Annotated in this window: 19 protein-coding genes; 5 read left to right on the top strand and 14 right to left on the bottom strand. The window is 47.9% G+C overall.

All coding sequences use genetic code 11. From position 1 onward, the window contains the following. The first annotated feature begins 54 nt into the window (after positions 1-54). From modA to mobA, 3 genes are read left to right on the top strand one after another with little or no spacing between them, the layout of a single operon-like run. Positions 55-852, top strand: a complete 798-nt coding sequence (gene modA / locus ACFSUB_RS03615; RefSeq protein ID WP_380711816.1) for a molybdate ABC transporter substrate-binding protein — start codon at positions 55-57, stop codon at positions 850-852. Next, a complete protein-coding gene (gene modB / locus ACFSUB_RS03610) occupies positions 852-1,514 on the top strand; it encodes a molybdate ABC transporter permease subunit (protein ID WP_380711815.1) in 663 nt (220 codons plus the stop codon). Before modA ends, modB begins: the two co-directional genes overlap by 1 nt. A 13-nt stretch (positions 1,515-1,527) precedes the next feature. Continuing rightward, positions 1,528-2,109 (top strand): molybdenum cofactor guanylyltransferase, encoded by a 582-nt coding sequence (gene mobA / locus ACFSUB_RS03605; RefSeq protein WP_380711814.1) that lies wholly within the window; start codon positions 1,528-1,530, stop codon positions 2,107-2,109. On the opposite strand, the gene ACFSUB_RS03600 is transcribed toward mobA, so the two are convergent. From ACFSUB_RS03600 to ACFSUB_RS03590, 3 genes are all read right to left on the bottom strand, one after another. Further along, positions 2,100-2,906, bottom strand: coding sequence for a uroporphyrinogen-III synthase (locus ACFSUB_RS03600; protein ID WP_380711813.1), 807 nt, complete (start codon positions 2,904-2,906; stop codon positions 2,100-2,102). The genes mobA and ACFSUB_RS03600 overlap by 10 nt on opposite strands. 188 nt (positions 2,907-3,094) lie before the next feature. Next, positions 3,095-4,507: an MDR family MFS transporter gene (locus ACFSUB_RS03595; protein ID WP_380711811.1), complete on the bottom strand. Its 1,413-nt coding sequence runs from the start codon at positions 4,505-4,507 to the stop codon at positions 3,095-3,097. A 19-nt stretch (positions 4,508-4,526) separates the two neighbouring features. Then, complete coding sequence (locus ACFSUB_RS03590; protein ID WP_380711810.1) at positions 4,527-5,408, bottom strand: TetR/AcrR family transcriptional regulator; 882 nt, start codon at positions 5,406-5,408, stop codon at positions 4,527-4,529. Positions 5,409-5,617: 209 nt separating this feature from the next. Between ACFSUB_RS03590 and ACFSUB_RS03585 the strand changes: the two genes are divergently transcribed. Continuing rightward, a complete protein-coding gene (locus ACFSUB_RS03585; RefSeq protein WP_380711809.1) occupies positions 5,618-7,219 on the top strand; it encodes an ABC-F family ATP-binding cassette domain-containing protein in 1,602 nt (533 codons plus the stop codon). Between the two features lie 69 nt (positions 7,220-7,288). Here the strand turns inward: ACFSUB_RS03585 and ACFSUB_RS03580 are convergent, their stop codons facing one another. The 7 genes from ACFSUB_RS03580 to ACFSUB_RS03550 all read right to left on the bottom strand — a co-directional run bounded on the left by ACFSUB_RS03580 (position 7,289) and on the right by ACFSUB_RS03550 (position 12,352). Continuing rightward, entirely contained in the window at positions 7,289-8,122 is an 834-nt protein-coding gene (locus ACFSUB_RS03580; protein WP_380711808.1) for a S1C family serine protease, read from the bottom strand. Between the two features lie 243 nt (positions 8,123-8,365). Beyond that, entirely contained in the window at positions 8,366-8,758 is a 393-nt protein-coding gene (locus tag ACFSUB_RS03575; protein WP_380711807.1) for a hypothetical protein, read from the bottom strand. A 55-nt stretch (positions 8,759-8,813) separates the two neighbouring features. Continuing rightward, positions 8,814-9,017: a DUF6501 family protein gene (locus tag ACFSUB_RS03570; RefSeq protein ID WP_380711806.1), complete on the bottom strand. Its 204-nt coding sequence runs from the start codon at positions 9,015-9,017 to the stop codon at positions 8,814-8,816. Next, on the bottom strand, positions 9,014-9,457 hold the full coding sequence (locus tag ACFSUB_RS03565) for a GNAT family N-acetyltransferase (protein ID WP_380711805.1): 444 nt from the start codon (positions 9,455-9,457) through the stop codon (positions 9,014-9,016). The genes ACFSUB_RS03570 and ACFSUB_RS03565 overlap by 4 nt, the downstream gene beginning before the upstream one ends. Before the next feature lie 101 nt (positions 9,458-9,558). Beyond that, positions 9,559-10,776: a NupC/NupG family nucleoside CNT transporter gene (locus tag ACFSUB_RS03560; protein ID WP_380711804.1), complete on the bottom strand. Its 1,218-nt coding sequence runs from the start codon at positions 10,774-10,776 to the stop codon at positions 9,559-9,561. A gap of 373 nt (positions 10,777-11,149) precedes the next feature. Beyond that, positions 11,150-11,638 carry a hypothetical protein gene (locus ACFSUB_RS03555; protein WP_380711803.1) on the bottom strand — a complete coding sequence of 163 codons (489 nt, stop codon included), beginning with the start codon at positions 11,636-11,638 and terminating at the stop codon, positions 11,150-11,152. Positions 11,639-11,917: 279 nt separating this feature from the next. Then, on the bottom strand, positions 11,918-12,352 hold the full coding sequence (locus ACFSUB_RS03550; RefSeq protein WP_380711802.1) for a hypothetical protein: 435 nt from the start codon (positions 12,350-12,352) through the stop codon (positions 11,918-11,920). A 325-nt stretch (positions 12,353-12,677) separates the two neighbouring features. Between ACFSUB_RS03550 and ACFSUB_RS03545 the strand changes: the two genes are divergently transcribed. After that, on the top strand, positions 12,678-13,010 hold the full coding sequence (locus ACFSUB_RS03545) for a hypothetical protein (protein ID WP_380711801.1): 333 nt from the start codon (positions 12,678-12,680) through the stop codon (positions 13,008-13,010). Between the two features lie 359 nt (positions 13,011-13,369). Here ACFSUB_RS03545 and ACFSUB_RS03540 read toward each other — a convergent pair whose 3' ends face one another. Genes ACFSUB_RS03540 through addB form a run of 4 tightly spaced genes read right to left on the bottom strand, consistent with a single transcriptional unit; the run spans position 13,370 to position 25,122 of the window. Beyond that, a complete protein-coding gene (locus ACFSUB_RS03540) occupies positions 13,370-16,780 on the bottom strand; it encodes an AAA family ATPase (RefSeq protein ID WP_380711799.1) in 3,411 nt (1,136 codons plus the stop codon). Beyond that, on the bottom strand, positions 16,780-17,943 hold the full coding sequence (locus ACFSUB_RS03535; protein WP_380711798.1) for an exonuclease SbcCD subunit D: 1,164 nt from the start codon (positions 17,941-17,943) through the stop codon (positions 16,780-16,782). Before ACFSUB_RS03535 ends, ACFSUB_RS03540 begins: the two co-directional genes overlap by 1 nt. Continuing rightward, positions 17,940-21,623 (bottom strand): helicase-exonuclease AddAB subunit AddA, encoded by a 3,684-nt coding sequence (gene addA / locus ACFSUB_RS03530; protein WP_380711797.1) that lies wholly within the window; start codon positions 21,621-21,623, stop codon positions 17,940-17,942. The genes ACFSUB_RS03535 and addA overlap by 4 nt, the downstream gene beginning before the upstream one ends. Continuing rightward, complete coding sequence (gene addB, locus ACFSUB_RS03525) at positions 21,616-25,122, bottom strand: helicase-exonuclease AddAB subunit AddB (RefSeq protein ID WP_380711796.1); 3,507 nt, start codon at positions 25,120-25,122, stop codon at positions 21,616-21,618. The genes addA and addB overlap by 8 nt, the downstream gene beginning before the upstream one ends. Positions 25,123-25,241 lie beyond the last annotated feature (119 nt).

The following is a 25,241-nucleotide window of genomic DNA, read 5'->3' as shown; positions in this document are numbered from 1 at the left end:
ATGATTAGATATAGAACAACGTTTAGAAAAATCCGGAGGAAAGAAGGTTCACCATTGGCTGGAAGACGATTGTTAAGAAATGCTCTGTTTCTGCCGGGGATCCTGATGATGCTTTCCGCCTGCCGGGACGGGGAACCGGCACAGGGGGATGGTCAGACGGAATTGGTGGTCGCAGCAGCAAGCAGCCTGCAGGATGTGACGAAAGACATAGAAGCAGCGTTTGAGAACGATCATCCCGATGTTGAACTCACTTTTCACTTTGGATCGTCAGGCTCGCTGAAACAGCAGATTGCGCGCGGAGCACCTGTCGATATGTTTATATCGGCTTCTGCAGAGCACGTCGAAGAGTTGATTCAAGAGGGCCGGATGAGACAAGCAGATACACAGAATATGATGAAAAACCGACTGGTGCTCATCACTCCGGCAGAAGATTCTTCGTCTATTACCCGAGTGAAGGATCTGACAGCCGGCAGCTTAAAAACAGCTGCCGGCGTTCCGGAAAGTGTTCCAGCTGGTGCTTACGCTAAAGAGACACTCGAGTATTACGGGATATGGAACGAAATCGAAGATAAGCTTGTGCGGGCGAAAAATGTCCGCCAGGTTTTAACCTACGTGGAAAATGGAAATGTAGATGCGGGTTTTGTTTATAAGACGGATGCCCTTCTGTCCAGCAAGGTACAGGTAGTGAAAGAAATAAAAGAGGGCGCGGTCACGCCGATTATTTATCCGGCAGGTATTGTGACGGGGACGAAACAGAAAGAAGCATCGCAGGAACTTCTTGCTTTTCTGGCCGGTGGTAAAATACCGGCCATTGTCTCGGAGTACGGATTTGAAACGGAGACGATGAACTAATGCTGTATATGATTTCTTTTTGGGACCCCGTGCTCCTTTCCCTTCAAACTGCAGCTGCTGCTCTGGTTGTTGTGCTGCTTGGAGGCATTACTGCAGCCGGCCTCATGAAAGGCAGAACATTTTTCGGTAAAACGTTTCTTGAGACTATCTTTTTACTGCCAACGGTCCTTCCCCCGACGGTGACGGGATTTCTGCTTATTATTATTTTTGGAAACCAGCATGCTGTCGGGCGTATCTTTGAAACTCTGTTTAATCAGTCCCTGATGTTTACGTGGTGGGCTGCGGTACTCGCAGCAGCTGTTGTAGCTTTCCCCTTTATGTATCAATCCGTAAAAACCGGGCTTCAGCAGGTGGATGAAAATATTGAACATGCGGCACGGACCGACGGCGCCGGTGAGTGGAAGGTGTTTCTTTATATCTCCCTGCCGCTCAGTTTCCGGGCGGTGCTCTCCGGCGTGATTCTCAGTTTCACGAGAGCGCTTGGTGAATTCGGGGCGACGTTCATGTTTGCCGGGAACCTTCCCGGCGTCACCCGGACCGTGCCGATTGCCGTTTTTACAGCAATGGAAGCAAATCAAATGACCCTGGCATGGGCCTGGGTGGCGTCGGTAGTGGTTCTTTCATTTTCATTATTGTTTGTACTGAGAAAATGGAGCATCTAAGGAGGGGTACCGCATGAAAATAGCAGGGGTGGTACTGTGCGGCGGGAAATCGTCTCGTTACGGCACGCAGAAGATCTTTGAAACGTTTCAGGGGGAGTACCTGTATGAACGGAGTCTAAACCCCTTTTTGTCGGCGGGCCTGCCGGCGTATCTGTTGACCAATAAGATACTTTCCCCTCTCTTCCCGACGGAACCGGCTGCGCGTATTCTCGTTGAAAAGGAGCAATATCAAGGACCGTTATACGGCCTGTACAGCTCGATAGAAATGCTTCCTGCGTTTGAATCCATCTTTATGCTGCCCGCCGATGTTCCCTGGGTTCATACCGGATTTGTGAGGCACATGCTTTGGCACGCTTCCCGCAGGATGCCGGACTATCATGCCCTTATCCCTGTCTCGGGCGGACGCATCCACCCTGTCCACGGCATTTACCACCGTCATGTATATGCACAGGCAGAGCGTGTGCTGCAGGAAGGAGAGCGAAGCATGCAGCCGCTTCTCGAGCGGATCCGTCCATTCTATCTTTCTTTTTCTGACACGGAACCTGCGTTTATTAATATTAACAGGAAAACGGACTGGAACCATTCTCAGGAATAGAACGAGCCGAGTTCCATGATCATTGCTCCCATTCGTTCATTTTCGGGCGCCACAATTCTTGTCACTCCCTCTTCTCTTAACGCTTCTGCCGTCACTTTTCCAACAGCTGCCGCAGCGGTGGTGTTCCTCAACATGCCGGCAAGCTCCGTTTCTTTATGGTGCTGTTTGGCATAGCAAAACAGGGAGTGGACCTGCATCTGTGTTGTAAAACAAACCGCATCATATGATCCTGCCAGAATGCTGGTAAGTGCCGTCTCTAGGACAGCTTCCTCCGGAGCGGCATATTTGTATGGGTATACTTCCACGATCTCTGCTGCGCCCTTATTATAAAGAAACGCATTCAGTTTCGGTGACGCGATACCGTGCAGTTGAACTGCCGCTGTCTTGCCGTGGAAATCCATTGGTTCAAGCGCCCGGATAAGCCCGTCTATCGTGCCATCATCATCCCGTACGTCCGGGACAAGCTGGATCTGTTTCAGGGCGGAAGCTGTTTTATATCCTCTTGCGGCCACGTAAGCTCTTTTGACAGAGGTGGCAAATGCCTCCCTCTCCCCCGCTTTCTCTGCGAATTCGAACAGACTGTTGGTTCCCATCCCTGTCGTGAAAATAAACCAGTCCGGTTTTTTCTCCATCACATTCTGCAGCACCGGCCGGACTTCGTCTTCTGCTGGAAATGTTGTTCCCTGTAGCGGGCAGACGACTGCTTCTCCCCCCTGCTTTTCAATCAGTGCCGTCATTTCTTCTGTTTTTCTGGAAGCGGCAAGCATTATCTTTTTGTCTCTCAGTTTTTCCGCCATGGTATCTCCTCCTTGATCAAACGTTGGAAGCGTCACGATAAGTAACGATCAGGACGCCTTATAGGTTTCAGGATGCATGTTTCTATTATACCATCTTGTGGTTTCAGATTTCCTGCCATGGTTTATAAATATGGATACACAAAGAGCCGGTCTTTCTGTGGAGACCGGCTCTTTGTGTACTGGTATACTTATTCGGATGCTGTTTGGTGCTTGATAAAGAAACTGAGGACAAAACCAAGGGCCCCTAGAATGGAAGCCACCCAGAATGCCACGTTGACTCCGTGAATCAATCCTTCCATATTCGGTGCTGATCCGCCCTGATTCAGTGCTGCGGTACTCATAACCGTAACAAGAAGTGCGGTACCGATGGATCCGGCTACCTGCCTCAGCGTATTGTTCATCGCCGTACCGTGCGGAATCAAATCCCGCGGCAGTACATTCAGTCCGGCTGTTGTTACCGGCATCATAACCATTGCCACACCAAACATCCGCATGGCGTAAAATGTGGTCATGTAAACAAAGGACGTTTCTGTGGAAAGCACGGTATACATGACGTTGGATACTGTGACAAGCAGCAGGCCGGTAATGGCAAGCCATTTCGCTCCCACTTTGTCAAAAATACGCCCGGTGATGGGGGACATCAGTCCCATCAGCACAGCGCCGGGAAGCATCATCAACCCGGATTCGGTGGCGGTAAAATCACGGTAATTCTGCATATAAATCGGAAGAACCGTGGCTGCACCGATCATGGCCATAAAGACAAGCATACCGACTGCTGTCGTGAGCGTAAACATTTTGTAGCGGAGCACCCTGATCTCAAGAATCGGTTCTTCCAGTTTCAGCTGTCTGGATCCGAAGATGATCAATGCCACCACGCCGACTGCCATGGAAACGATAACGGGGGCGCTCACCCAACCTGTGTTTCCGGCAGTACTGAAGCCGTACAAAATACCTCCAAACCCTAGGGTGGACCAAAGAATCGACATAACGTCCACTTTCGGGAAATGACGCTCGGTGACGTTTTTCAAAACGAAATATGCCACGAAAATATCAATAACTGCAATCGGGAACACAATATAAAAGAGGGTCCGCCAGTGATAATGGTCGACCATGAATCCGGACAATGTCGGGCCGATAGCGGGCGCAAAAGCAATAACGAGGCCGAGAAATCCCATCGCCTGCCCTCTTTTTTCAACGGGGAAAATCAGCAGAACTACCGTCTGCATCAACGGCATCATGATACCTGCAGCAGAAGCCTGAACAACCCGCCCGACCATTAAAATCGAAAAGTTCGGTGCAATGCCGCAGATCAGTGTTCCGACAGCAAACGTAGAAATAGCTGTAATAAACAAGCGTCTTGTTGTAAATGTTTCAATTAAAAATGCCGTGATAGGGATCATAATTCCGTTTACAAGCATGAAAATGGTCGTCAGCCACTGCGCCGTGCTCTCAGTAATGTTCAAGTCCTCCATAATCGGAGGCAGAGCGGTCGCCAGCAGTGTCTGGTTCAATATAGCCACAAAGGCTCCAACCAGAAGGACGGCCATAATGGGAATTTTTTTCATTCCCTGTTGGCTGTTTTCTTCATGTTGATTCGTCATACTATCTTCCTTCTTTACTCTAATTTTGTGTGGGATGATAAAAGTCTTTTAGTGTTTTCACCTGTTTCTCCAGCCCCGGCCGGGTTAAAAAATCAAAAAGAGCGTTCATCAAAAAGGACCGGGGCTCCGGAGTCTTCCATTCTTCTTCGAGAAGAAGAACAGCGTTTGTGAGTTCTTCTTTAATGCTCTTGCTTTCAGACAAATGATGAATCTGGGTTTTTACGGAAGTCAGCTGATCTTCACGTTTTTCTTCTGATGTCTTCATATCCGGATGCTCGGCAATCTTTACGTATTCGCTCATCCATTCATCTGTTAAAATAGGATCCAGATTATTTCCGTATTTAACCAGAATGTCCAATTTTGAGATGATTCCGCCGGCAAACTTTTCCGGGTCGAAAGATGTATCGTGCTCTTTCAGCAGTGTTATATATTCTTTCATCGCTCCCTGCAAAAACAGCACATGATCCCATATCTGTGTCCGGATATCTTCTCCGTAAACTTTCAGAAGCCAGTCTTTATGAAGGCTGATCATCGCTGCTTTTGTCCTTTTCATGAGCGGCATCAGCTTTTTGTGTTCCTGCACCGATACCACTTTTTGAAGAAGAAGAAAAAACTCGCGGTTGTCGGCCATCCCTTCCAGTTCCATACTGATCATTTTGATTAACTGCTTCTTCACGGAGAGGGTCTCATCCATATGAAGGTTTTCCGCTTTTTTTAATATCTGCTGATGATTGTAGCGGAAGACTTCAATTAAAAGATCTTCCTTGGAGGCAAAATAATTGTAGAAACTGCCTTTTGATATCCCGCAGGAGGAGACAATTTCCTGGACGGACGTGGAAAAATACCCCTTCTCCGAAAACATCTGCAGCGCTGTCTGTATAATGGCTTCATGCTTATCCATCTGCACATTGCTCCCTTTCTTACTTGCGCTGACCGTATAGTCATTTAAGTACTGATCAGTTCAACAACCTATTATATTCTATAGGTCCATTTTCCGCATGTCAAAACATGAGTTTGAAAATGGACAAGGTAATCTTGTTCTCCCCCTTCGTATTCCCGGGTGGAAATGTGTTATCATAACAATTAGTTTAATGAAAAGGATGAATGCTGTTGATTAACTGTCAGAATGTAGAGCTCCGTTTTGGAGATAAAAAACTGTTTGAAGACGTAAATATTAAGTTCACTCCCGGAAACTGCTACGGAATCATAGGCGCAAATGGCGCTGGAAAATCGACGTTTCTTAAGATACTTTCCGGCGAAATTGATTCTACGGGCGGCCATGTTCAAATGGAAAAAGGAAAACGGCTCGCCGTTTTGAAACAGGATCAGTTTGCTTATGAATCAGAACGGGTGATGGATGTTGTCATCATGGGACACGCCCGCCTTCATGAAGTGATGGAGGAAAAAGATGCGATTTACATGAAGCCGGATTTTTCCGATGAAGACGGAATGAAAGCGGCCGAACTCGAAGGCGAATTCGCCGAACTCGGTGGTTATGAAGCCGAAACAGAAGCTGCTCAGCTCCTGCGTGGTCTTGGTGTAGGCGAAGATCTCCACGATAAGAAAATGTCGGAACTGGCCGGCTCTGAAAAAGTAAAAGTCCTGCTGGCCCAGGCCCTGTTCGGTAACCCGGACATTCTTCTGCTTGATGAGCCGACCAACAACCTCGATATCGCGGCGGTGCAGTGGCTCGAAGAGTTTCTAATCAACTTTGAAAACACGGTCATCGTTGTTTCCCACGACCGTCACTTTTTAAACCAGGTCTGCACGCATATTGCAGATATTGACTACGGTAAAATCGAGCTGTATATAGGAAACTATGACTTCTGGTATGAATCCAGTCAGCTCGCCCAGAAGATGGCAAAAGAAGAAAACAAGAAAAAAGAAGAAAAGATTAAAGAACTGAAAGAGTTTATCGAACGTTTCAGTGCGAACAAATCAAAGTCAAAGCAGGCGACATCAAGAAAGAAAATGCTTGATAACATCACACTCGATGATCTTAAGCCTTCCTCGAGGCGCTACCCGTTTATTCAGTTCAAGCCGGACCGGGAAGTCGGGAAAGATTTATTGGTCGTGGAAAACCTCAGCAAAACAATTGACGGGGTGAAAGTTCTTGACAACGTCAATTTCACGCTGCGGGGTAACGAAAAAGCTGCTTTTGTTGGAGATCAGGAAATAGCAAAGACAACGCTGTTTAAAATCATTTCCGGTGAAATGGAGCCCGACAGCGGTTCCTATAAATGGGGACTGACGACCTCGATTTCCTATTTCCCAAAAGACAACTCGGAATATTTCGATGGGGTGGATTTGAATCTTGCGGACTGGCTTCGTCAGTACTCCCCCAATGATCAAACCGAAACGTTCATCCGCGGCTTTCTTGGCAGAATGCTCTTTTCCGGTGAGGAAGTATTCAAAAAAGCCAAAGTACTGTCCGGGGGAGAAAAAGTACGCTGCATGCTTTCTAAAATGATGCTGAGCGGCGCCAATGTGCTGATTATGGATGAGCCGACCAACCATTTGGATCTGGAATCCATCACGGCATTGAACAAAGGGCTTATCAACTTTAACGGCGCGGTTCTGTTTTCCTCCCACGACCATGAGTTTGTCCAGACGATTGCAAACCGGATTATTGAATTTACCCCGGACGGCGTAATCGATAAGCAGACGACGTATGATGAATATATTGAAGACCATAAGCTTCAGAAAAAATAACTGCTGCAAAAAAGGCTGTCTCCCCTGCAGATAACGGGGGAGACAGCCTTTTTACGTTGTTTCATATCCTTACTCCAGATGTTCATCATGTTCCTCAAGAAAAGCATTCACTTCCTCAGCAGAAACCGCCAGTCCGATTGTATCCTGCTCAGTACCGGCGCCGGTTCTTTTAGCGTACACGACCCCGCTGACCTTTCCTTCTCCGGTGATAACCGGACTTCCGCTGTTCCCTTGATAAATAGGTGCGGAAAGCCCCATCTTATCACCTCCGGTTTCCTGTGGAGTCAATACCTTACCTTCATTCGCGATTTTTGTAAAAGAGAGCGGGTTCCCTATGACATAGATATGGTCTCCCGGAGTATCGTTTTTTTCCTGAAGTGGAAGCGGGGAAAATCCGTTTCCTTCTATATCGAGAAGCGCGAGATCCTTTTTGGCATCAGCAGCCAGAAGTTCCCCTTCGTGTATCTCCCCGCCCTGGGCGCTTACCGCGATGGCATCCTGGTTTTCAATCACATGGTGATTCGTCAATGCCAGGCCGTCTTCAGAAATAAAGAACCCTGTCCCCTGCGTCCGGATATATTTCCCATCTCCCTGCACTGTGACGACCGATTCTTTCCAGTCCTGAATCTGTTCATCCTGTGACAGCCGGTAAGACGTTTGCAGGAAGCTGAAAACATCAAGACGGAATGTATCAAATAACATCGCGGATGTCTGAAAAATGAGCATAACTGCAATAACAAAAGCTGTCCATTTTATGCCTTTATGCTTTTTCCTGCGCTTTCGTTTTTCTATCGTACGCTGTTTCGGCTCTTCTTCAAGCGCCTCCTGAAATTCTTCATAGGAAAGATCTTCAAATGCTTTATCATGCATCTCTTCCAACGTATCTTTGTGTCTTTTTTTCATGCTATTCTCCTTTGTTCTTTCCCTGTCTCCACTATACAACACAACAGGCCGTCCAGACACCTTCTTTCATTTATATATCAGTATAGTAAATATATTATAATATCGTTATACCGATATATCATATAGTATATATGTGTCTCTCTGAGAAGTACACAGTTGTGAAACACCTGGTATATAAGGGTTTGCGGGGTCCGCACAAAAAAGCTGTCCTGTTGATTGCAGGACAGCTTTTCACCGTGTCTTTTATTTTGTCTTTTTGATAGAAGGAAACGACTGATCGAGCTTTTGAAGAACATGTTGGATAACCGGATAGTTCTTCCCGCGGTCCCCCGATTTTTTCTGGATGGAAGATACAATATCCACGGCCGTTTCATTTGGGCCGACCTGAACGATGGTGATAATCACATCAAACCGGTCTCTCCCCTCGGCGGCTTCCAGAAAAAGTTCCCCGCGTTCCTGGTCTGCTTTTATGACTTTGCTGATTTTCCCGCTCGTTTCCGGCAGCTGTTCCAGGTTTCGAAAGATTCTGTTGAACGTCGCGGCGTAATACCTTGTTTTCAACCCCTGGTGTTTAGGTTCTTCGGATGTTTCTTCTCTCGGCTTGAAGATTCTGCTGATTTTGTACCAGACACTCATCTACATCAACCTTTTTCATTTATAAGTTTGTTCAAAACATCCTATGTTCATCATTTCAGATTTCTTCAAAATAGTATTTTTCGAATCCTCCGATTTTTCCGGTATCGTCTATAATGAAATAAAACTCTTCCGTTTCATTTTTAACGTCATATACCTCCCCCGGAGTCAGGACATTGTTCACTTGATATTTCTTTGCGTTAACGTGTCTGCAGCGCAATTGCTTTATCGTTTCTGTTTCCGTCCATTTTAGATGGATCATCGCTGGTCTCCCCCCTTTTCGTCCAGGCACGGGGAAGCAAATACAAAGCTTTTCTTCCCGTAATTCATTTTATCCTCGTAAAACGAATGCGCCAGGGTCCGCTGCAGCCCGGAAGATAATACGACGCGCTCAGCCCCGTGCGACGCAGCAAACGATTCAATGTCCGCCAGAGCTTTTCTGCCGATACCCTGGGACCGCTTTCGTTCATCTGTAACAAAATCGTCAAGCCACACATGCCGGCCGTTATATAAATTCTCCTGAAATCTGAGCCCTGCCGTTGCGGTGAACGTTCCCTCTTCCTTCCATGCGAAAAGGCGGTATCCTTCCTGCTGCATCCGGCGGACCGCTTGTATGTACTTTTCTTCGTGCAGCCGGGGACGCAGCTGATGGATAAGAAAGAAAACACCGCGCACATCATCTTCATCAAAAAGCTCTTCCAAAGGGTGATCCCTCCAGTCGATTTTCTAAAAGCATATCAGGAATCAAATCTTTTGGCAAGAAAAGCAGCGCTCTCCGTAGAGGCGCTGCTGCGGTCAGATTTTTATACAACAAACATTCCGGCAATCGCGGCGCTGAGAAGAGAGGTAAGAGCCCCTGCAAGTACCGCTTTCAGTCCCAGCTGGGCGAGTTCGTTTCGTCTTTCCGGAACGAGAGACCCAAATCCGCCGAGAATGATTGCCATTGAGGAAAGGTTCGCAAAACCACACAACGCAAAGGTGATGACGACTTGTGATTTTTCAGTAAATGAATCGATTTGTGGAGCGAAGCTGGCGTAAGCAACGAATTCGTTTACGACCAGTTTCTGTCCGATAAAGCTTCCGGCCTGGAGAGCTTCTCCCCAAGGTATGCCGATCATAAAGGCAACCGGGGCGAATATATAACCAAGAATCATTTCCAGCGTCAGATTATCAATATTGACTGCACTGCCGAGCAGGCCGACAATCAAGTTAATAACAGCAATCAGTCCGATGAACGCAAGCAGCATTGCACCGACGTTCAACGCAAGCTGCACACCGGTGGAAGCCCCGCGCGCCGCCGCGTCGATGACGTTCTGGGATTCGGTGTCTTTTTCGATTGTGATGGTGTCACTCGTTGCTGACACTTCTGTTTCCGGCAACATGATTTTTGCCATAATCAGACCGCCCGGTGCTGCCATAAAGCTTGCGGCAAGAAGGTTGTCAAGTGGTATACCGAGCGCATGATAACCGAACAGTACCGAACCGGCAACGGAGGCCAGACCGCCGGTCATGACCGCGAAAAGCTCGGAACGGGTCATATCAGAAAGGTACGGGCGTACAACAAGCGGAGCTTCCGTCTGGCCGACGAAAATGTTAGCCGCTGCCGACATCGATTCTGCTTTACTGGTCCCCAGTACATAAGATAAGAATCCGCCGATAATCTTAATTAAGATCTGCATCACACCGATATAATAAAGAACCGCTATCAAGGACGAGAAGAAAATAATGATAGGCAGCACTTCAAAAGCGAATACACTGCCGACATTATCCAACGCGAGCAGATCGCCGACAAGGAAGGTAATTCCCTCGTTAGAACTGTCAATGACAGCCTGCACCCCTTTTGTCAAACCTTCCAGCGCTTTACGTCCCCACTCCCACTGCAGCACGATGAAAGCAAAAAACAGCTGGAAAGCCAGTCCGCCGAGAATGGTACGTGGACTTATTGATTTTTTACGGTCGGAAAAAAGGAATGCCAGAAATAGAATGAAAGCAATACCCATAAGTCCCCATAAAAAATTCATTGTTTCACCCCTCTTTATTTAATTATCCTCCCCGCATGAGGAAACGCTTTCCCTCTTTTTGAAAGGACATAGATAACTTATCAAATTTCCACGAAAAAGTAAATAATATATAGGAAAAAGGAACGGGAGAAAACTTCACCATTTTAAGCAATTGGTATGGAATGCGGAATTTAAATCGGGAAAATCATATGAATTCGTAAAAATTTCTTTCATTCTATGAAAAAAGAAAGATGCTGAAATATAAGAATATTCCACCTTCCAATCTCCCCTTTTGGTTTCGGGCGGACACCTCACCACCTCCTTCCATTTCTTTTTACATTGATTTTTCCCCTATAAAAAAAAGCCTCTGATTAGATCAGAGGCCGGCCGGAAATCATTCAACACTCAGGCGGAGATCCGGGAGATTGTTCAAAATAAACTGGGATTTATCGGAGTCTGATTTCACGGCAAACTGCCTGTAGTACTTCAACGCTGTTTCAAAATGAGCAGGCATGTTTTCGTATTCTTCCAGCACTTTGTCAAAAACGTTATAGGCAAGCATAAGCGATGCCACAAGATCAGTGAATGGAAGGATATACGACGTGGAATCGTGGTGGGGGGCTGTGCACAGCGTCATCTGTTCCACCTGTTCATCAAAAAAGGAAGCAGCCTCTTCAATATAGGGCCGGTACAGCGGATGGACGCCGCGGGCAGCTTCTTCAAAAAAACCGCGCCATTCTCTGCAGAAACTGATCATGTAAGGGAGATCTGTTTTGCTGACCGTTAAATCAAATCCGGCCTGCCGGATTCTATCCATGCTCATAGGTTCCAGTGTTTTATTGTTTACTCCTAAATAGAAAAATTTACGACGATACGCTTTCATTCCGCACCCCGTCTTTCGATTTTTGTCTAAAAGTACAGTTTAAATTATTGTAACATGTTTAAAAACAGTTTCCTACTCTTTTCATAAGAAAAGCGCGGGTGCCCTGAACAGTTGAAGACCGGATGCATTATTTGTGTCCTGTGTTCTTCAGGGCATAAGGGGAAATCACGCCCTCCGCATTTTAAGCTTTCCTGTCATCTACAGGAGAAAAGTTTTGTTGAAGCAGCATATAACAAAAAATAAGCGCACCCATGAAAGGGTGACGCATGGTTAAAGGAATTAAAGGCATGCCCAGCGGCGCACATCACTGACAATCTCCATTATTTCACTATTTTTGAACTCAAGATTTTTGAGTTCAGAGACGTAAAGGTAAAGGACAATAGTATCCCGGTCCCTGTTGTCAATAATCTCAACCGAGCTGATGTCTTCTTTTTCTCCAGTGATCGGTAAAGCGGTTCTCTGGCTCAACTCCGCTTCTGTTACTTTACCCCGTGGAACATCCAGTACAACTTTGAGATGGTCTTCCCTATCGTCGCAGATCATTCCCCACCGTTTACCGAACCATGCGCGGCATCCCGTTGTGCTTATCAGTGTGTATCCATAAGGAGGAGTCGGTACAAACTTTGTACTTGCCCATCCTCTAAGCTCCATTGCACTGCAGAGCTCTCTTGCTTTCGTACGTACGAGCGTTTCCTGATTCTCTTTAACAGGCATCGTATCCCTCCTTAATTATTGCGTTACACCAGATATATCTGCGATTGAAACGGGGGTTTTGTAAATTCTGAACAATGTGTCACATCTGTACTATAGCACAGTTGAGAAACATTGTCGATTAATTGAACAAAAATTCTAACTTTTGTCACATATTAAAGGGGTAAATGTGTCTACCTTTACATAATAATTTACTTAATCCAGCAGGTCAACAATTTTTTATAAAAATTCCAGGCTGGAAAACGTACGCCATTGTGTATTTTGCCTAATTATATTACCCTTATTTTAAATCGTTAAACCTTCAATAACATTGCTGCAGGAGGTTTTTATGAAAATCATGATAAAAGATGAGATCGTATATGGAGTCGACATGGATCATGAAACAAGGTGCACCCACTATCACGAGCATCACGATGTGATCGCTGTGAAGTGTTACTGCTGTAAGTCTTATTACTGTTGTTATGAGTGTCATCAGGAACTGTGCCACACGGCGCCGCAGCGATGGCCGCGGGAAGAGTTTCATCTGGAAGCTGTACTGTGCGGGATATGTGCCGCACGCCTGCCCATACGAGATTATCTGGAAAGCGGATATCAGTGCCCGTCCTGCGGTGCCCCCTTCAATCCTGGATGCCGGTATCATTATTCCCTGTATTTTGAGTGATATCGAAAGTTTTCCGCAGAATAAGGCGGTTGAATGGTATTGTTATGCTGCTCATTACACAGTCAGGAAGATTTCAAAAAAGGCCCGGAAAGCTGCGAATAAGGGAGAGGAGCAGCAGAATGGCAGCGACAAGGCAAACGACAGCCAGCCTTTTCTCCAATTTGTTATTATCCATGTGTGTTCTCCCCTTTGTCTTATATAAATTATTCAATCCGCCCATAATTTGTGATACAGTGCCCCCCTGTATTCATCCTCACCGGCTGCATGAATATACAGCCGGTTTCTAAATAACAGATAGTTTGAGTTTTTAAGTTTACATAATTAAATTACAGTAAACTATATGCATTTATATCTATGACTTAAACTTTTTCGATTCTGCTTCCCTGTCCGCCGGGCTGTGCTTCTTTCACTATCAATTTATGAAGAAGGCGTTCCTGAATATCCGGCACGTGGCTGATGATGCCGACCGCAAGATTATTCATCTGTAGTTTTTCGAGTGCTGTCATGACGGTATCGAGCAGTTCCTGATCAAGCGTGCCGAATCCTTCATCCAAAAAGAAGAATTCAAGCGGATAGCGCCCTTTTAACTGGATGGATGAAGACAATGCAAGAGCAAGCGCAAGACTTGTCAAAAATGTTTCGCCACCGGATAACGAGGAAACAGGTCGTGTTAAACCAGCATTTGTTTCATCCCGGATGATGAATGCTCCTTGTTCGTCAAGTTCTACGGTGTACCTTCCCCTGGTCAGCTGACGCAGCCACTCAGATGCTGTCCGGGTTACCTGCTCCAATTGTTCTTCGGCGAGAAAATCAATAAATCCTTTTCCGCGGAAAACATGGTCCAGTCTGCGGTATTTTTCCGCTTCTGCCTCCCATTCTTTCCGCTTTTTCTCCAAAGCTTCATAACGTTCTTTTTTCTGTTTTATCGTTTTCATTGTTTCGTGAGCGGCGGCCCGTCTTTCCCGTGTGTAATCGACCAGTTCGACCGCACTGTTTCTTGCGTGATCAAGTTTCCTCCAGTTTTCATCGGAGACTGTCCGGCCGGAAATTTTCGGTTCTAGCTCTTCCTTGGCTTTTCTCCAGTAATGGAGCGAATGATCATGGTTTTTGATTCTTTTCTCGATGTTTGTTTTTTCATCTTCGGGCAGTACGTACTCTTTAATACTGGACGGATCATTTGGCATTTCCTCGTAAAGCGCCGTCTGCTCTTTCCATTTCCGTGTGTTGTTTTCTTCTCTTTTTTCTGCTTCCTGGACGGCATGAAGAGCGATGGAATGAGCATTTTCTGCTTCCTGTTTTTCAGAAGCTGTCTGTTCCAGTCTTTTGGAGAGGTGCTGCTCCTGCTCTTTCCATTTCTGTTCTTCGTGTTCAAGGGAAGCGCGTGCATCTTTGACAGATTCGCCCTGCAGCCACTGATAAATCTGTTGTTCCTGCTGGCGGATATACGACGATACCTGTTCAAGCTTTGTGTCTGTTTCTTTCTGTTCTACTGTGGCAGTATGAAGAGCATTTCGTTTTTCCTGGAGTTTCTGCTGATGGCTCTGTACGTAGGCTGCCCCTTCTTCCACTCTTTTTTGAAGTGCTTGTCTCTGTTCATCCTGCTTCATGCGTTCACGCTGCTTTTCTTCCACGGTTTCATAGTCAAACCGGGGATACGTCTGGTGCCATTCTTTTTTCTTTTCCTGAATCTGATTCCAGAGCGCATCGGCCTGATCGAGTTTTTTCTGAAGGGAGGTACCTGCTGCTTTCCATTGGTGGTGGAGTTCCCTTTTTTCGACAGAGAGCTGCTGGAGTTCATTCTTTTTCGCTTCTATATCCCGCTGGATGAATGCTATCGTGTCTTCTTCCCGTTCCCATTCCTGCATCTTCTTTTGTAAGTTCTGCTCCCAGTTGTTATTTTGCTCTATTACAGGAAGGAAAAAGTCTTCTTCCCGGCGTTGCGCCGCTTCTGCTTTGTGTACCGGGGTGAGCATCATGCCGGCTGTTTGTGCGGATAACTGCTGGAGCAGGTGCTGCCGGTTTCTCCATTGTACTTCCATCGATTTCAGACGCTGGATCCAGTCATCCAGATTGTTCTTTTGTTCCAGTACAGGCTGTACATCTTTTTCGGTGCTTCCATGTTGTTCCGGATCGGGATGATGAGCAGAGCCGCAGACCGGACATGCTTCACCGGACACTAACTGCAGCGCAAGATCGGCTGCTGCCGCCTGGTTTTGAATATGATCTGCTTCCCTGCGGCAGGAATCGGACCACTTACCGAGATGATGGATCGTCTGTTCGAGCCAATGCCGTTCATCCGTGCATTTATTGTACCAGTAGAGCAGCTGCCCGGACCGTTCCAGAAGCCGGTTCTGGGCGTTTATCGTCTCTCGGTTTTTCTCTTTTAATGCACTGCTCAGAGAAAGTTCCTGTTTGTTTTCCTCCTGCTTTTCGCTGGAGTGGGTCTCGTATTGATGCTCGAGCTGAACGATATGCTGTTTGGCATCTTTCGCTTCCATCAGTGTATAGGGATTTTCCATGGTCTTGTCCAGCTGCTCCAGCTCATTCTGAAAACGCCGCACGGCCTGTTCATATTTCTCCAGATCCTGCTGCATTTGTTCTTCTTCTGCTTTGTGGGCATGGAGCCGTTTGTCTATGTCTGTTTTTTGCTTTTGAAGGGACTCTTCCTGTTTTTTGGAATCAGCTGTGTTCCGCTGTAGTTCCTCTGCTTTATCCACTTCGTTTTCGCGCTGACGATGCCGTTCGTCGGCCTGATTTTTTTCCGTTTTGAACGTTTCCATTTCCTGCGAGATGTTTTCATACTGCACGCGGGCTTGATCGCGGCGGCTTCGGGTTTCTTTTTCTTCTGCTATCCATTTTTGTTTTTCCGACGATGCTTCGATGACACTATCTGCGTAAGGCACCAGTATGTCCGCTTTTTCGGAAAGTTCAAGCTGTCTGCGCTGCTCATCTACTGCGTCTTTTTCGGCGAGAAGTTCTTCGATGTTGCGGACGCTTTCTTTCCATTCCTGTTCCCATTCCCGGAGCTGGCTGCTCTCCTTCCACATTTCTTCCAATACTTCTCTTGCTGCCAGTACCGACTGCATCCGTTCATCCCAGTAATCTGCTTCCTTTTCCGCCTGCTTCAGGGCTGCGGCATCCATGCCGAGCCCCTGCTGCTCGGATTCTATTTTTTCCCTGCCGTGAACGGCATTCTGCAAGCCTGTTTTTACCTTCTTAATTAATTGATCCCCATATTTTTCGAGTTGAAAGATGCGCTGCAGCATTAATCTTCGTTCGTTGCCCCGAAGTGTTAGAAAGTCGGAAAATTTCCCTTGAGGAAGTACAACGGCACGCGTGAAATCATCAATAGATAATCCGAGCAGTTTTTCTACTTCTTTATTCACATCACTAGCTTTATCCGCAAGTATTAATGGAGTCCCGGTCAAATCATGCAGGCGGGCTGAAGCTGTTTTGACATGGTGTCCGCCGGAACGTTTATAGCTCCGCTCTACTTTCAATACGGAGTGATCAGCTCCGTTCCCGAGCTGAAACGTAAAAGAAACATACAGCTCATCTTCCCCCTGATTGATAATACCGTTTGTATTATTCGGCGCTCTTTCAACGTTACCGTATAATGCCAGTGTCATCGCATCCAGAATGGAAGACTTTCCACTGCCGGTCGGACCGAAAATGCCGAAAATTCCTTCCTCGGTAAGACTGGTGAAGTCAACCGTCTGTTTTTCCCGGAAACTGTGCAGACCCTTTAGTGATAATTCCAGCGGACGCATTACTCTTCGTCTCCTTCCTCAACCAATTCCATAAATAGTTGAACCAATTCCTCGTCCGGCGACGCTCCCCCTGTCTGTTTTTCATAAAACTTTTGAAAAAGGGCATCTATCGGCAGACTGCTCCTGTTTTCGGTTGGCGAATCAGCCTGTTTCTCCGGAAAAACAGGGTGAATATGCACAATCCCGGGATGATGTTTCCGTATAAGCTGAATATCTTCCATAGATGGGGTGTCTTCCAGATGAAGCTGCAGTTCCACCCATGCATCCCGGTCTTTCTTCTCCTCTATCCATTGTTTCACCTGGTCCATCCCGCCCTCGGCTTTCCATTGAACGAGCGGGCTCCCGCTGGAGAGCGGAATCTCGCGAATATCAGCCATCTGCTCGCCCGCCTGAACATCCACTATCGTGACCGACTTTTGATGACCGGCTTCGGAAAAGCTGAAGGCAAGCGGCGATCCGGCATAACGAACCGGATAATCAGGATGGTGAATATTCTGCGGACGGTGCAGATGGCCGAGCGCCGTGTACTGCACATCGGTGGGGAATGCACCGGAGGAGAGCGTGTAAGCCCCCCCTACTTCGATCGGCCGCTCGGATTCACTTTCTGTTCCGCCGGCGGCAAACACGTGGCTTACTGCCATACGGATGTGTCCAGGGTGGAAAGAAGCTGTCATCGCATCAAACAGTTCCCGTACCTTTTTCTGATAGGCCTGTCGTATTTTCGACTCCTGTGGGTCGCTTGTAAATAACGTTTTCATCCTGGCTTCGGATGGATACGGCAGGGCCGCCAGCTGAAGAATCTCCTCCTGCACTGGAATCATAAGCGGCTTTCGGCCGGGATATCCGAGAATATGGATATTCTGCGCGGCAGCCAGCCGGCGCGGTGCTTCCAGCCGTTCCGGATGATCGTGGTTTCCGGCAATGACCGCGATGGGAATACCGCAGCGGCTGCTGATGGCCGCCATTTTTTCATAAAACAAGCTTTCTGCGTCGGCAGGCGGATTGACCGAGTCAAAAACATCTCCGGCAACGAGAAGCACGTCTGCTTTTTCCTCCCGGATAATGACTTCGAGTTCTTCGAGAAAGGCGGTATGTTCTGTCAGACGGTTTCTTCCCTCCAGCGTCCGCCCAATGTGCCAGTCGGCTGTATGGAGTATTCTCATAGCGTGGACTCCTGTTCTTTCATATCGATCCATTCCCCTCCATCAAAGGCATAAATGTATGCTTCCTGAATCGGTGTGTCCAAGATGGTTGACACAGCTTCAAGATAAAGGTCGATCTGGGACTGATATTTTTGTTTCATCCTTGCTTTTGCTTTCTGCGGCTCGCCGGGGAACCGTCCGGCGTGCGCATCTGTTTTATAATCCAGAAGAACGGTTGTGCCATCCTCTTCCTGAAAAATACAGTCCACCGCACCCTGCAGCAGAACAAGATCGTGTTCGGGAGTCCCATGTTTGCCGTAGGTGAAAGCTGTTTCCCGGAAAACACGAGGTGCCTCCTGCATCCGCCGGCCGATTACCGTCTGAAAGAAAGCGGCCACTTCGTCGGTATGAATGACAGCTGCCTGTTCTTCGGTTAACAGTTCGTTTTCAACGAGCTGTTCAGCGAACGTGCGGCAGAATGCCGGAGTCAACTCTCTATCGAGCGGAAGATGCTGCATCATGGTGTGAAGGGCTGTTCCTTTTTCTTCCGGGCGGAGGTCGCTTTCCTGCATGAACGAGGGGCGGCGCGCGTACTGCGAATGAAACGCCGGTTGATACACCGGTTCACTGTATTCATCCTGCACGGACTTTTTGAACTCGCTGACCGTCTGCTTGGAACGGGTCCAAAGAGCACTTTGGTATGGATACTTCCATGATAAACGCTCATCCACCCGGTGCTGGAGGTCTGATGACATCGGCACGGCTTCCATGTTGAATAAAGCGTCTTCCACCGCTTGGTCCGCTTCCGGAGCGTCCTCTTCCTGAGATGGAAGTTCTGCCCGCTCCACCAATTGAATGTTCCAGGGGACAGGGTCATGATACAGTTCCTGGTGCGCTTCTTCTGATGGTCCGGGATGATAGTCCGCCGCAGCGCGGTGCCGGAAGACAGCCGGCCCGACCCAGTCCAGGAATGATTTTGCCTTCCGTCGTTTCCATTCCGGAAGCACGGTTTGATCATGATTGTATCCGGCCGCCCATTCGTCGATTGTTTTTTCTGCCTTACGCAATGTGCCGGTCATGATTAATTTTTCCCGTGCTCGTGTCATCGCGACATAGAGAATCCTCATTTCTTCCGCAATACTTTCTTTGTGATTTCTGATTTTAACAGCAAGACGGGGGACCGCTTCTGTCATGACCCTGTTCTCGGGGTCGATATGACGGGTGCCGATTCCGAGCTCTTTATGAAAAAGCACAGGCTGATTTAAATCCTGAAAATTAAACATTTTGTTCATTCCTGCCAGTATCACAATTGGAAACTCAAGCCCTTTGCTTTTATGAATCGTCATCAGCCGTATGACATCTTCCTGTTCACTCAACGCACGTGCCGTCCCAAGATCATCCCCGCGCTCCTGCATGCGTTCGATAAAACGAAGAAACCGGAAAAGACCCCGGAACGATGTTTTTTCATATGTTCTGGCACGGTCATATAAGGCCAGCAGATTAGCCTGGCGCTGCCTGCCGCCCGGGAGTCCGCCGGCAAAATCATAATAGCCGGTTTCCTGCAGCAGATCCCAGATAAATTCCGACAATGCTTCACCTCTGGCGCGTTCCCGCCAGTCCTGGAGTTTTTCAAGGAAGGATGCAGCTTTGTCTTTCCAGACCGAGTCCGCCGGGGAAACAGCGGCTTTTGTAAGAGCATCGTAAAAATTCCCCTGTTTGTCGGTCGTCCGCACCGCGGCAAGATCTTCTTCTTTCATACCGACAATCGGCGAGCGGAGAACTGAAGCAAGAGGAATATCCTGTCTGGGATTATCAATCACTTTTAACAGCGACAGCATAATATTAATTTCTACTGCTTCAAAATAGCCGCCGCTTAGTTCTGCGTGAACCGGAAGGCCTTCGTGCCTGCATTCTTCCATGAAAGTGGAGGCCCAGCTCATGGAGCGCATCAAAATAACAATATCCCGGAACGTCATGGTCCGCATCTGTTTGGTTTCCTTATCAAGCACCTGATACCCTTCGTCAAGCATCTGTTTGATTTTCTGTGCGGTCCACCTTGCTTCCAGCTGAGCCGTTTCAAGGTCTTCCATTTCTTCTGTATCGGTTTCAGCGTTTTCGGAAAGCGGGGTTCCTTTATTAATGAGTGCAAGTTCCGGTGCCGCTGCAGTATCCGGATAATCTTGATTTCCTGTTTTCAACTCCGCTGTTTTATCATAATCCATTTCACCTGTGGAAGCGTCCATAAGCTGGCGGAACACAAAATTGACAGCCTGAATGACTTCTTTGCGGCTGCGGAAGTTTTGATCCAGATGAACGAGCCGGCCCGGATCGTCACCGCTGCGTGTATAAGTGTTGTATTTTTCCAGAAACAGGCCGGGATCAGCCAGGCGGAACCGGTAGACACTCTGTTTCACATCCCCGACATAAAACAGATTGCGTCCTTTTGCGATGAGCCGCAGAATGGCTTCCTGGGTATGGTTGGTGTCCTGGTATTCGTCGACCATAATCTCGTCAAACCAATGCCGGTACTCCTCTGCTGCTTCTGATCCTTCCATGCGGAGGATGCGGAGGCATAAATGTTCCAGATCGGCAAAATCGACGACGTTTTTCGCCGATTTTGCTTCCTGATACTTTTCGGCAAATTCCTTGACCATTTGCGTCAGCACCGAGATGGAACCGGCCATATCATGAATATCGTTGCGAAGATCTTCCGGTGCCCGGGAGAACGCTTCATTCTGCAGGGCGCGGATTTCTTTTTTTACTTCATCGCGGAGCGTTTTGACACGGGTCTGGATGTCTTCCTCCACGTCTTCGTTTTTCTTTATCGTCTTCAGTTTGGAAAATGCCGCAGCCTGAAGTTCTTCGTATAAACCTGTCCAGTCCGGTGTATCAAGGAAACGCTGGAGCATCTGCCTGTCCTCTTCCAGGTTGGCAAGGTAGCCGGCGGGGCCTCCCGGCTGCCGGCAGAGGACTTCCGCCTGTTCAAGCTTTTCCACAGAGGAACGGAGGCGGACGGAGGCATCTTCGAGTATCTCCCTGCCCCACTCCGTCGTTTCTAAGCTGGTTTCCGGCGGAATTTTATAATTCCCGGCGGTTTGAAAGAGCCACTGATCAGGATCCGGATGAGCTCTTGAAAACTGGAAGAGCTGGCGGATGACGCGGCGCACTCCTTCGTCACTGCGGTCGCTGCTGAATCGCTCCACCGCCTCGAGAAACGCTTCGTTGTCCGGTTCGTGAAACTTTTCTTCCAGAATTTCATCCATTATTTCATCCCGCATTAATTCGCCTTCGGTTTCATCGAGAATGCGGAATTGGGGGTCGATGTCTATTTTATAATAGTATTTGCGGATGACACTCATACAAAATGAATGCAGAGTGGAGATCTGAGCCCGGTTTACAAGGGAGAGCTGGCGCTGAAGATGAAGGGATCCGGGATGTTTGTTTAGTTCCCGGCCGAGTGCTGTCGAAATCCGCCCTTTCATTTCGGCCGCCGCTGCTTTTGTGAAGGTAACAACAAGCAGCCGGTCTACATCAGCAAGCTGTGCGGGATCCGTGATTTTATGAACGATCCTTTCGACGAGCACTGCGGTTTTTCCGCTTCCGGCCGCTGCCGAAACGAGCATATCCGCTCCGGATGCAGACACAGCTTCCCACTGGGCATCTGTCCAGCCGGAATGAAGCGGCTTTTCAGGTTTATTCATTTTCTACATCATCCTCCTTCTCCAGGGAGAAAAGATGGGACACAATCTCCTCCTGATTGGTACGAAGCTGTCGGTAACTGTTTGATTCAAATGACGTGTCAAACTGACAAACCGGTTTAAAGGGACAATACATGCAGGCCGTTGCCTGTCCGCTTTTAAATGGTTGAATGTCCACAGCTCCTCCCATGATCGCTTCGCCGTCCTGTTGGAGTTTGGAGCGGATAAATGTGCGCATAGCCTCAAACTCCCCACCCTGAAGAACAGAGGAATTGCTGTAAAACGAACCATCTTTTTTGATTGCTGCCGGCACCACATTCGAATACCCGGTGGAAAGAGAAGTATCCATCAGCCGTACCGGCTCTTCTTCAGCCATAAGCAGACCTTTCATTTTAAACCGTTTAAAAAATTCCTGTTCCAGCTCATCCGGATCCATTCTCCCGGATGCCTGCAGAAATGGATTGTGAATATGAAAATAAAGCACACCAGCTGGTTTCAGTTCGTCCCGGCCGATCCATTCTTCCGAAAAGGAAAGCACCACATCGAGATACACGAGCATCTGCAGCGCCAGACCGTAATACACTTCAGACAGGCGGATATCCTTGGCTCCGGATTTATAGTCGATAATCCGGACATAGAAGCCGTCTTCTCCTTCGGCGCCATCCACACGGTCGATGCGGCCCGCGACTTCCATTTTCGTGCCGTCTGATAAGGTGAAGCTGAGCGGAGGCAGTGTTTCTCCCGGACCAAATCCAAGTTCCAGTCCCATCGGTGTGAACCCTGACACGCCGGCCTGCTGCCGCAGAATATCAGCCGCCCGGACGACGGTGTTTTCAAGCTTTTGCTGCAGATAACGGTAGCGGCTGCTGCTCAGCAGGATTTCTTTTTGTATCGATGGTACAACACGTCCGACAGACTGTTTTGCATAGGAGCGGCATTCTTCTCTCGAGAGGCTGCCCCATTCTTGTCCGGATTTCTGGACCTGTTCGCTCATTTCTTTCAGTGCTCCGTGAAATAACTGCCCGATGTCAGGGGCTTCCAGTTTGTACAGTTCACGTTCCCGAAGACGAAGGCCGTAGGATGCAAATTGGGCAAACGCACAGGACTCGAACTGTTCGAACCTTGAAACGCTTGTTTTCAGCGTCTCACCGTAGAGCTGCTTCGTCAACTGCGGGGGAACGGGCTCTGCTTTATTCGTAAAAAACAAGCTGTTGACCATCATCTGGACAGAGGAACGACCGGCATTGGCAGTGAACCAGTTGTAAACCTCCCACCAGACAGGAGCTACAGGATAGCCCTGTTTCCAGCGCTGCAGCTGGTACGTCAAAAAGGAGCGGGTTTTCCGGTTGGCGCCGGCAAAAGCCTCCTGTTCCTCTTCCGGATACTCCTGTGGTTCATTATAGAGGAGCTTATCTTCAAGCTCGGGAAACAGGCTCTGGAGCTGAGTGATGAGTCTCGACGTCTGCAGCGACTGCCCTTCTTCATCTGCCAGCGGCCGGCTGATATACAGTTTCTCACGAGGAAGGGTGAGGGCCCGGTAAATGAGAAAAGATTCATTCAACAGTCTTGTTCCCGCATCATCAGCAAGTTCTATACCTTCGCGAGCAAACCACTGCCGCTCTTCATCCGATAATAGACCTTCTTCTTCAAAGGAGGCGGGCAGAATCCCCTCATTCACTCCGAGAATGAAGCAGACACGGACGTCTCCTACACGGGAACGTTCCATGTCAGCGGCGGTCACCTGGTCGACCGCTGGAGGAACAATCGCAAAAGACATGGAATGAAAACCGGTTTCCATCATTTGATAAAATGTATCAAATGAAACGTTCTCCTCTCCTGCCATTTCCACCATCTGATCGAGTAAATCCATGACCGCGTTCCAAACCTGATCATGTTCGCCCGCTTTGGACAGGTCCTGTTTTGCGAGATCCTCATCCCGTACCTTTTCAATTTTCTCAGCAATCGAAAGCTCTTCCATAAAGGTATACAGGACGACGCAGTAGTCTTTTACTGTTTTAGCTTTTTTCATCTCCTTTTCAAGCTTTAAAAGCGGGGATGCGAAGCGTCTTCTGGAGTGGTTCAACTGCTCTTCCGCAGAAACGTCCTGCACGGCTTTAGCACCTTCTTCTGAAGTGGTTTGTGCTTTCGTATAGGACCAGTCTTCTTCCTGCTTCCAGTGTTTTTCCTGAACACCGTATGCCAGAACATAATTCTCCAGACGATCAAGCTCTTCTTTTGCCTGCCTCCAGTCTTCATCCAAGTCAAAAAACATATCCGTTTTCCATACCCGGAACAATGGTTCGTATCTCCATCGAAGCGACAGGGCTTCCAGGGAGGAACGAAGGCATTCGACCACCGGATGGTTGAGCATCGGGCGTTTTTCATCCATGAATAAAGGAATATCGTAATCGCGGAATACAGACTGCATCATTTCGCTGTAGTCCATCGAATTGCGGCTCACAACGGCAATGTCTTTATAACGGTATCCGCTTCGGACGAGCTCATTAATTTCACGAGCAGCGGCTTCGATTTCTGTCCGCCGGTTTACCGCTGTTGCAAGATGAATGTCGTTACCGGCCACACTCGGTTGTACGGGTCTTTTTTCAAAGGCCTGTTCCAGATGAAAAAGTCCTCTGCTGTGGTGTTTCCGGTTCACAGAAAAATGAATGGTCTGCCCTTCGTCCGACATTATCTCCCCGGCCAGGGCCGACAATTTTTGATAGGTACGCTCTGGTTGATAAAACAAGTCAAGCATCGACGGTGTCTGCTCAGGCTCAGGCCGGTCCATCGTCAACGCGATGGTCATATGGGAACAAGATTGAAAAAGAGACTGCAATACGTTGTATTCCTGTGGTGTAAAGGAATGAAAGCCGTCAATATAAATATCGGCATCCTGCAGAAACGCAGCGTCTTTCACCTTTTCCGCCAGCAGCTGCAGGTAATCTTCTGCACCGGCATACTGTCCTTTGAGAACTTCCTCGGTATTTTCCCAGATGGTCAGGATGTCGTGAATTTTATCGGAAAGCACGTTGTCCCGGCCGGTTTTTTCCTCTTTGTTATCGAGTTCCTCCAATTTTTCATAAAGTCCCGGCATGGATACCATCTGTCGTTTGCATTCAGTTATAAACTGTTCCATCTGCTCGATAAAGCCGGATTTGCCGGCAGCGGACTCATACAGACGGAATTTTTCTTTATTTTCTTCAATAATCTTACGAATCAGTACATGAATCCCGTGCTGCTGCAGATACGTGCGGGTGATGCCGCCGGTTTCCTGCAGTACGTTCCAGGCCATACGGGAAAAACTCAGCACTTTTAGATTGGTAAATCCGTCACCTAATGCTGAAACGAGATTCTGTTCTGCCTGAAAGGTCATCTGATCCGGCACAAGATAGATAATAGACGCATCCGGTGCCGTTTTGTTCTGCAATGAATGAATCATCTCACTGTGAATGGCGGACGTCTTCCCTGTCCCTGTTCTTCCAGTAAAAAAACGCACGGTCATGATTTTTCCCCCTGACTTCTTGAGGTATTATAACACCAACGGAAATCATATGTTCGCTTTTTTTATTTTATACAAATATGAAGGAAAGATAAAGTCTTGACGTATGAAGGACGGAATCA

The sequence above is a fragment of the Salibacterium lacus genome (assembly GCF_042684865.1).
Classification (GTDB): Bacteria; Bacillota; Bacilli; order Bacillales; family Marinococcaceae; genus Salibacterium; species Salibacterium lacus.
The sequence above is the reverse complement of the archived record's forward strand: the minus strand, read 5'-3'. Positions and strand labels throughout refer to the sequence as shown.